Source organism: Sphingomonas sp. 66-10 (assembly GCF_001897045.1).
In the GTDB taxonomy this organism is placed as follows: domain Bacteria; phylum Pseudomonadota; class Alphaproteobacteria; order Sphingomonadales; family Sphingomonadaceae; genus Sphingomonas; species Sphingomonas lycopersici.
The window spans coordinates 68815-76855 of sequence record NZ_MKRR01000130.1 but is presented as its reverse complement, the minus strand read 5'-3'; the positions used below and the strand labels follow the sequence as shown (position 1 = coordinate 76855).

The 8041-nt window shown below is 62.3% G+C and carries 6 protein-coding genes, 1 tRNA gene and 2 pseudogenes; 6 read left to right on the top strand and 3 right to left on the bottom strand.

Going from position 1 to position 8041, the window contains the following annotated elements; genetic code table 11:
• Positions 1-60 precede the first annotated feature (60 nt).
• Together BGN95_RS13725 and BGN95_RS13720 are read left to right on the top strand one after the other, a co-directional pair.
• Entirely contained in the window at positions 61-999 is a 939-nt protein-coding gene (locus tag BGN95_RS13725; RefSeq protein WP_349293095.1) for a mechanosensitive ion channel family protein, read from the top strand.
• A gap of 17 nt (positions 1000-1016) precedes the next feature.
• Positions 1017-2825 carry an SLC13 family permease gene (locus tag BGN95_RS13720; RefSeq protein WP_286772950.1) on the top strand — a complete coding sequence of 603 codons (1809 nt, stop codon included), beginning with the start codon at positions 1017-1019 and terminating at the stop codon, positions 2823-2825.
• A 13-nt stretch (positions 2826-2838) separates the two neighbouring features.
• Here the strand turns inward: BGN95_RS13720 and BGN95_RS13715 are convergent.
• The 3 genes and pseudogenes from BGN95_RS13715 to BGN95_RS13705 all read right to left on the bottom strand — a co-directional run.
• Positions 2839-2923: transfer RNA gene (locus tag BGN95_RS13715), tRNA-Lys, on the bottom strand.
• A 133-nt stretch (positions 2924-3056) separates the two neighbouring features.
• Complete coding sequence (locus BGN95_RS13710; RefSeq protein ID WP_286772949.1) at positions 3057-3956, bottom strand: helix-turn-helix domain-containing protein; 900 nt, start codon at positions 3954-3956, stop codon at positions 3057-3059.
• Between the two features lie 26 nt (positions 3957-3982).
• A pseudogene (locus BGN95_RS13705) lies at positions 3983-4075 on the bottom strand (bifunctional adenosylcobinamide kinase/adenosylcobinamide-phosphate guanylyltransferase); the annotation flags it as partial.
• A 154-nt stretch (positions 4076-4229) separates the two neighbouring features.
• On the opposite strand from BGN95_RS13705, the gene BGN95_RS13700 reads away from it, so the two are divergent.
• From BGN95_RS13700 to BGN95_RS27125, 4 genes and pseudogenes are all read left to right on the top strand, one after another.
• Positions 4230-4934: an NAD(P)H-dependent oxidoreductase gene (locus BGN95_RS13700; protein ID WP_286772948.1), complete on the top strand. Its 705-nt coding sequence runs from the start codon at positions 4230-4232 to the stop codon at positions 4932-4934.
• A gap of 2 nt (positions 4935-4936) precedes the next feature.
• Entirely contained in the window at positions 4937-5653 is a 717-nt protein-coding gene (locus tag BGN95_RS13695) for an enoyl-CoA hydratase/isomerase family protein (protein WP_286772947.1), read from the top strand.
• A 260-nt stretch (positions 5654-5913) separates the two neighbouring features.
• Positions 5914-7845, top strand: a complete 1932-nt coding sequence (locus BGN95_RS13690; RefSeq protein WP_286772946.1) for a hydantoinase/oxoprolinase family protein — start codon at positions 5914-5916, stop codon at positions 7843-7845.
• Positions 7763-8041 (top strand): annotated as a pseudogene (locus tag BGN95_RS27125) (acetone carboxylase subunit gamma); the annotation flags it as partial. The gene BGN95_RS13690 and the pseudogene BGN95_RS27125, both read left to right, overlap by 83 nt.

Sequence of the window (8041 nt, the reverse complement as noted above, 5' to 3'; positions counted from 1 at the left end):
CCGGCTCGAATTCATCCAATTTTACAACAGAAAACGCCGCAAGCACGTAGAGTATCAATGATGACAGAGGCTTCGGGTGCAGAAGGAATCAAACGAGCCGCAACTTCGGGGAACAAGTCCGTCGGCCGGCTTATCGACACGCTCGACAGCTACAGCATCGACATCGGAAAAACGCACATTTCCTTGTGGGATGCATTGGTTGTCGCGATCGTCGTGGTCGGCATCATCGTCGTGGCGCAGCTCGTCAGCAGATTTTCGGGCTATCTGCTCAAGCGCATAAAGGGTCTCGACGACGCGCAGCGGTTGCTGGCGGACAAGCTCGCGACGATCGGCGTCTGGGCGCTGGCGATCCTGATCGGAATCGATTTCCTCGGGATCGATCTGACCGCGCTGGCAGTATTCTCGGGCGCGTTCGGGCTCGCCATCGGCTTCGGATTGCAGAAGACCTTCGGCAATCTCATCGCCGGGATCATCCTGTTGATGGATCGTTCGATCAAGCCGGGGGACGTGATCGCGGTAAACGACGCCAGCGGTCGCGAGAGCTTCGGCCAGATCCGCAAGATCGGCATCCGCGCGATTTCGGTCACCACGCGCGACATGAAGGAATATCTCATTCCCAACGAAAACCTGATGATCAATCAGGTGGAGAATTGGTCGTACAGCACGCGCAACGTCCGCGTCCGGGTGCCCGTCGGTGTATCCTATCACGCCGATCTCGAACTGGTCGAAAAATTGATGATGGACGCGGCGGTCGGCGCGCCGCGCGTCCTCGTCGCGCCCGAGCCGAAGATCATGCTCGCCGGCTTCGGCGAAAGCTCGGTCGATTTCGAGATCTGTTTCTGGATCGCGGACCCGGAGGAGGGGATCGGCCCGGTCCGTTCCGATGTGCTCAAGCGGCTATGGTATCTGTTCAAGGAGAACCGGATCGAAATCCCCTTCCCGCAACGCGACGTGCATTTGAAGAATGCCGATGAATTCACGCGCATCGCCTGTCCCTAGCGACGGGAGGCCGCCCGATGCCTCAGCTGCTTGAAGCGGTGATCATGGCCTATGGGCCGTATATCGGGCTGGTTCTGCTCGCCGGGCTGTTTGTCGCCTTCGCGCTCGAGCGCCGCCCGCCGGTGGTGATCGCCGCGCTCGGCGGGCTGGTCATGCTGGTCGTGGGGTTTCTTTCCCCACGGGAATTGCTCGGCGTGTTCAGCAATCCGGCGCCGATTACGATCGGCGCGATGTTCGTGCTCAGCGGCGCGCTGCTGCGTACCGGGGCGATGGAGGAGGTGTCGGGCTGGATCATCCGTCGCACCATGCGGCGGCCGCGGCGCAGCCTCGCGGAAATCGCCGGCGGGACGATGCTGGCGTCCGGGCTGATGAACAACACGCCGGTCGTGATCGTGATGATCCCGATCGTGAAGCGTCTCGCGCGGGTGCTCCGTGTCGCGGCGACGCGGCTACTGATCCCTTTGTCCTATCTCTCGATCCTCGGGGGAACGCTCACGCTGATCGGCACCTCGACCAACCTGCTCGTCGATGGCGTCGCGCAGGAGCAGGGGCTCGCGCCGTTCGGGATATTCGAGATCACGCTCGTCGGGCTGATCGCCGCCGGGGCCGGCATCGCCTTGCTGCTTGTCGCCGGGCGCTTCCTGCTGCCCGACCGCGCCGAACACGCGCTGCGCGAACAGGGCGAAAGCGATTCCTACCTGTCGCACCTCATCGTCACCGAGGAGAGCGACCTGCTCGGCAAGCACCTGGGGGCGACGGCATTCTATCGGCGACCCGGCGTGCGGGTGGTGGGGATCCAGCACGGCAAGACGATCCGGCGCAACGATTTCGACCAATGGGTGCTGGGGGTGGGCGACCAGTTGATCGTCGCGGCGAGCCCGGCCGAGCTTGCCTCGCTCGCCGAAGCGCACGACTTTCGCACCGGGCTGATCGGGCTCGGCGGCGGCGTGGCGACCGCTGGGCCGGAGCGGCCGGCCGATCTCACCCTGGTCCAGGCGGTGATCTCGCCGTCGCACCCCGCGATCGGGCGCAAGCTCGGCGACATACCGATGCTGTCGCGGCTGCGGGTCCGGGTGCTCGGGCTGTCGCGTCCGCGCCATCTCGCCGGGCCTGACCTCGCCAATGTCCGCATCCGCGCCGGCGATCGCCTGCTGATCGCGGCCGGCGCGGACACCGCGCGGGATCTGCAGGCCAACACCGCGCTGATCGATGTCGGCCGCGCGACCGCGCTGGCCTATCGCCGCCGGAATGCGCCGATCGCGATCGCGACGCTCGCGGGGGTGGTCGTGCTCGCCGCGCTGTTCGGGCTCCCGATCGAGGCGCTCGCGCTGGTCGGGGTCGGGGTGGTGCTGCTGACGCGCTGCCTCGAACCCGAGGAAGCGTGGCAGGCGATCGACGGCAATACGCTGGTGCTGATTTTCGGCATGCTGGCGTTCGGCAAGGGGCTCGCCAATGCGGGCACGATCGATCTGATCGTCGATCTGCTGCGGCCGCTGCTGTCGATCACCTCCCCGCTGCTGCTGCTGATCACGGTCTATGCGGTGACCAGCATTTTGACCGAGACGGTGACCAACAATGCCGTCGCGGTGATCATGACCCCGATCGCGATCGGCATCGCCGGCACCGCGGACATCGATCCGCGCCAGCTCGTCGTCGCGGTGATGTTCGGCGCAAGCGCGAGCTTCGCGACGCCGATCGGCTATCAGACCAATACGCTGGTCTATGGCGCGGCCAATTATCGCTTCATGGATTTCGTGAAGATCGGGCTGCCGATGAACCTGGTGGTCGGAATCGCGGCATGCCTCGCGATCGACGCATTGTTCTGAGCGGTCGGAAGGATGGTGGACGCACTAGGGCTCGAACCTAGGACCCGCTGATTAAGAGTCCAAGAGAAACACGTATTATCAAACACTTGACTGCATCCGTTCACATAAATTTTTAATTCCAAATGCTGACAAATCCTAGGCTCGCACAACGAACCACAACACAAATCTGGTCACACACAATACGCAAAAGATTGAAGGAGTCGCTCCCTTTTGCTGAACGAGGTTGCTGGGTCATTCCCTCCGATCCAGGCGAAACCGTTGCGGAGGCACGCCCGTCATTTCACGGAACTTCAAGGCAAAATGACTTTGGCTCGAAAAGCCAACCGCGAAAGCTATCTGGATGATTGTCATATCCGTTGAGAGGAGAAGGACTTTAGCCCTTTCCAGCCGACGAAACAGAACGAAACGATGGGGCGGAACGCCTGTGGATTGGCGAAAGGCCTCGCTGAAATGGTGAAGGCTTCGGTTTGCGATACCTGCAAGCGTCGCAATACTCAGATCTTCGGCAAGATGGGCTTCGATATAGTCGATGACACGCCGCAACCGAACGGTGCCTAAGCCGCCCTTCATCGGGCTGGGGTGCCATTTGGCATCCGAATAGTGACGATAAAGATGGGCGGCGAGAATTACGCCGAGATGCTCGGCGAATAATCTTCCAGCGGCCCCTTCCGCAGCCAATTCCTCACGCCATGTCCGCGCACTCAGGGCAAGACGATCATCGCTGATCGCAACCCGCGTTTGCAGGCTGGTGCTGTCCCGCCCGAAAGTTTCCTTGCCGACGCGGTTCAGGAGATCAAGGTCAAGCGCCATGCCTATGATCTTCGGCGATGTCCGCCAACGCATGTAGAACGGGTTATCACCGGGGTTGATGTAAACATCACGAAATTCGACCGTCTTGCGCAGCAGGTGGTCACTCCCCGGCAGTCTCCATTCCATTTCGAACGGGTCGCCTTTGCTGACTACAATCGCCAATTGCCGCCCACCGATCAAGCCTCCTTCGAGCGGCGACAAGGAACCGCTGACAACATGAATGCCGCTATGGCTGAGTCTTGCCTCCAGTTTGAGGCGATCCGTGCTTACCGGATGGGAGAAATCGACAAACTCCGGCGGCTTTTCCGAATTATCTGTCATTGCGTCGCTGAACCCGTCGTTCCGATCTATTTGAGCCGCAGCGGCAATCCCGCGACAATGAATTGCACCTGATTGCAGGCCGCAGCGACGCGCTGGTTGACGAGGCCCGCTTCATCCCGAAAGCGCCTATGAACTTATATTATGCAACTCCGGGAGGGGCGGGTGCCTACCCGGTACAGGTAGTGTGTGCGCGATCGGCGGCGGCTACTGATGTCGGCATTTGCAAATTCCACGCGCGCCGCCATCTGCGGGTGCTTTTCTGGGAGGACTACGTTGAAAGTACACCTCGTACATGCGCATCCCGAACAGGATTCTTTCGTTGCTGCCATGCGCGATATGATGCTGGATGCCTTTGCGGAGCGTGGCGACGAGGTGACCTTGTCCGATCTCTACGCGATGCGCTTCAACCCGGTGATTTCGGCTGCCGATTTCGGATTGGACAGCGCCGATGGCCACGTCGTCTACGCGCTCGAGCAGCGCCGTGCATGGCAACAGGGCACAATCGCGGCGGACATCCGGGACGAGGTCGAGAAGGTGCTGGCAGCCGATCTCGTCGCGTTCACCTTTCCCATCTTCTGGTACAGCACCCCCGCCATCCTCAAGGGGTGGATCGATCGCGTGTTCCTGTCGGGTGCGTTCTATGGGGGGCGCCGGATCTACGGTTCGGGCGGGCTGTCGGGTAAGCGCGCCTTCGTGGCGATGAGTCTGGGCGGACGCGATCACATGTTCGGCAAGAATGCCATCCACGGCGAATTGGCGCTCGGGATGATGAAGCATTTCTTCCAGGGGACGCTGGGCTATGTCGGTCTGGGCGTCCACGAACCCTTCGTGGCGTACCACGTGCCATACGTGGATGAAGCCTCGCGCAAGGACATGCTGAGCGATCTCAGGAACACGGTCCTCAAGCTAGAGGATCGGCCGGTTATCGCAATGCCGGACCTCAGCCAGTTCGACGAACGCTTTGCCAGAAAGACCTGACGATGATCCATTCAGAGATTCTCGATGGGGCGATCTGCCATATCTCCATGCGGCGACCCGAGAAGCGCAACGCTCTCGGCGTCGATCACTACAACGCACTCGCCGAAGCGCTCGACAACACCGGAGATTTCGCCGCCATCATTCTCTCAAGTCTCGGTGACGTCTTCTGCGCGGGCAACGACCTCTCGGAATTCGCGACCGCATGGCCGCAGCCTGAAAATGGCCCGGTCGTTCGGTTCCTGACGGCGCTGCGGGATGTTCCGGTGCCGGTAATCGCCGCAGTCCAGGGACCCGCTGTCGGCATCGGGGCGACAATGCTGTTGCATTGCGACGTGGTTCTCGCCGCCCCGCAGGCCAGCTTGCGCTACCCTTTCATTTCGCTTGGCCTGGCCCCGGAGGGTGGCAGCTCGCTGCAGTTGCCCGAACGGCTTGGCCGCCAGCGGGCCATGGATCTGCTGCTGACGAACCGAGTGGTTGCCAGCACGGAAGCGCTTGCCCTCGGCCTGGTGAGTGCGGTTGTGGCCCCCGATGAACTCATGCCCCGGGCTTTCGAACTGGCCAGGGGGATCGCCGGGCAATCACGCGCGGCCGTGCTGGCCACGAAGGCCCTGGTGACGGGATCATGCCGCGATGCGGAGGTCGCATGGTTCGAGCGCGAGATCACCGTGATCAATGGACTTATCGAACAGGCGCGGCGGACCAGCCAGGCCACAGGGTGAACCGCAAGGACGCTCGTTCAACGAGCACCTGACGCGAGGATCGGCCGGGCCCCTGAACGGCGGGATGCGGGCCGATCCTCGCGCCGCGTCGGCTGCGTACACGCCGCGGCGAACCTGTTTGCCAGCCAAGGCAAGCATTACCCCCGCCGTGACCACAATACCTCTCCCCTACCCCTGCCGAGCCACCTGCTTCGGGTAGTAGATTGCCAGCCCCGGGGGCGGCATCCCGGTGGACAGAGGATGACGTTCTGGATGGTATCATGAAAGAAATTTGCATCGACAATGGCGGCACGCTGACCGACATTTGCGTGTTCGAAGGTCAGAATACCTTCTACACCAAGACTCTGACTACCCCATACGACCTGTCGGATTGCTTCATGACAGGCCTGCGCAAGGTATCGAAGGTCGTCTACGGTCAGGAAGACGTCGAAAGGCTGCTCTCGGAAACCGCGAGCATCCGGTACTCGACGACGCAGGGAACCAATGCCCTTGTGCAGCGCAAGGGGCCGCGCATCGGCCTGGTGGTGTCGAGTGACTTCGACATTACACAACTGACTGACGGACGCGCGCAGCACGAGCTCTTCGAAGCGATGGTCGGCGAGCGGCTCGTTCGGGTCAACCTTGACAGCGAGGGGCGAGTCACGGCGGAGTCGGTATCCAAGGCGGCCACGGAATTGATGTCGCTGGGCGCCGATCGCCTGTCTGTCTGCCTGGCGGGACCCGGCTATATCCAGACCGAGCGGTCGTTTGCCGAATTGTATCAGGTGCAGTTCCCGCAACATCTGCTGGGCACTATCCCCTACACGCTTTCCCACGAAGTCGCGGGCGACACGGCTGCCGCGCGGCGGATTTGGACCACGCTCTTCAACACGTTCCTGCACAACCCGATGGAACGCTTCCTCGTCAGTGCGCAGCGGCGGCTGGCGGATTCGAAGAGCGCAAGCCCCCTGCTGATCTTTCGCAACGATGGCGGTACGGCCCGGGTATCCAAGACCGCCGCCATCAAGACCTACAGCTCCGGCCCGCGCGGCGGTCTTGAAGCGATGGCTGCCGCATCGCAGCAGCGCGGGTTCGCCCGGGCGGTCTCGATTGATGTCGGCGGCACCACGTCCGACTTCGGGGTAGTTGAAAACGGAGCCATCCGGACCGAACCCCGCGGGGCGATCGAGGGCGTGCCCGTATCGCTCGCGATGAGCGATATCGTGAGCGTCGGGATCGGCGGCGGTTCCATCATCCGGGTCGAGGACGGCAAGATCCGGGTCGGTCCGCAAAGCGTCGGGTCGGCGCCTGGGCCGGCCTGCTTCGGGCTGGGCGGCCAGCAGGCCACAATTACAGACGTGGCGCTGGCGCTCGGGATCATCGATCCCGCCAGCTTCTTCGGCGGCCAGATGTCGCTTGATGGCGCGCGGTCGCGCGCTGCAATCGACGCGCATGTGGGCGGTCAACTGGGCGTCGGCCCGGTCGAGGCGGCCTTACAGATGAAAGATGCCTGGACAGGGCATCTTGCCGCGAGCCTCAACGAGCATGTCGCGTTCGACGGGGATGCCATTCTGTTTGCATTCGGCGGGGCCGGGCCCCTGCTGATGTCGGCAGTGGCGACCGCCGCGGGGTACCGTTCGGTGCTGATCCCGCGAATGGCTGCTGTGTTCAGCGCCTATGGCATCGGCCACGCCGGGCTGGCGCAGAATTACGAGCTGTCGGTCGATCCCGCGGCTGGATGGCTGGATGTGGCGGTAGAGCGCCTGATGGCGCGCGCCGGCCGGGACATGATGGCCGAAGGCATCGAACTTGCCGACTGCGAGGTAAGCGCTCACCTCGCCGATGCGGACGGTTCCGTCATCGCGGCCATCGATGTCGCAAATCCTGCCGCGTGGCCAGCGCCGGGACAGGTGGCCGGAGAAGCTTCGCTGTTTCTCACCGTGACGGCGCCGGTCGAGGCAAGCGGACGCAATGTCACCGTCTCGGCTGAAGCGGGAACCGTTAGCAATCCGCTGGTTTCGTCCGGGGAGCGGGCAGTGCAGTTGAACGGCGGCGAGCAGGCCATCCCGGTCTATCGCCTGTGCGATCAGGCCGTCGGTGCGAGCGGTTCAGGCCCGGCCATCATCGAAGATGAATTTTTCACCGGGCTGGTCGAAGCGGGATGGAAGATGTCGGTCCTTGATGGACGTGATGTTCTTCTTCAGGCCGAATAGTATTTTGGAGTTTACGATGAAACTCGCAATTACAGAATATCTGGCAATAGACACGGATAGCGAAAACTGGGAGTGCCGGTCCTGTGGTCATGCCCTGACCTCGGCGCATAACAACTACAAACTGGGTACGCTCGTTTACGATCGTGATCCGCGCGAGATCCATAATCCAAGGCTCGACCCGAAGCGGTATGCCTAT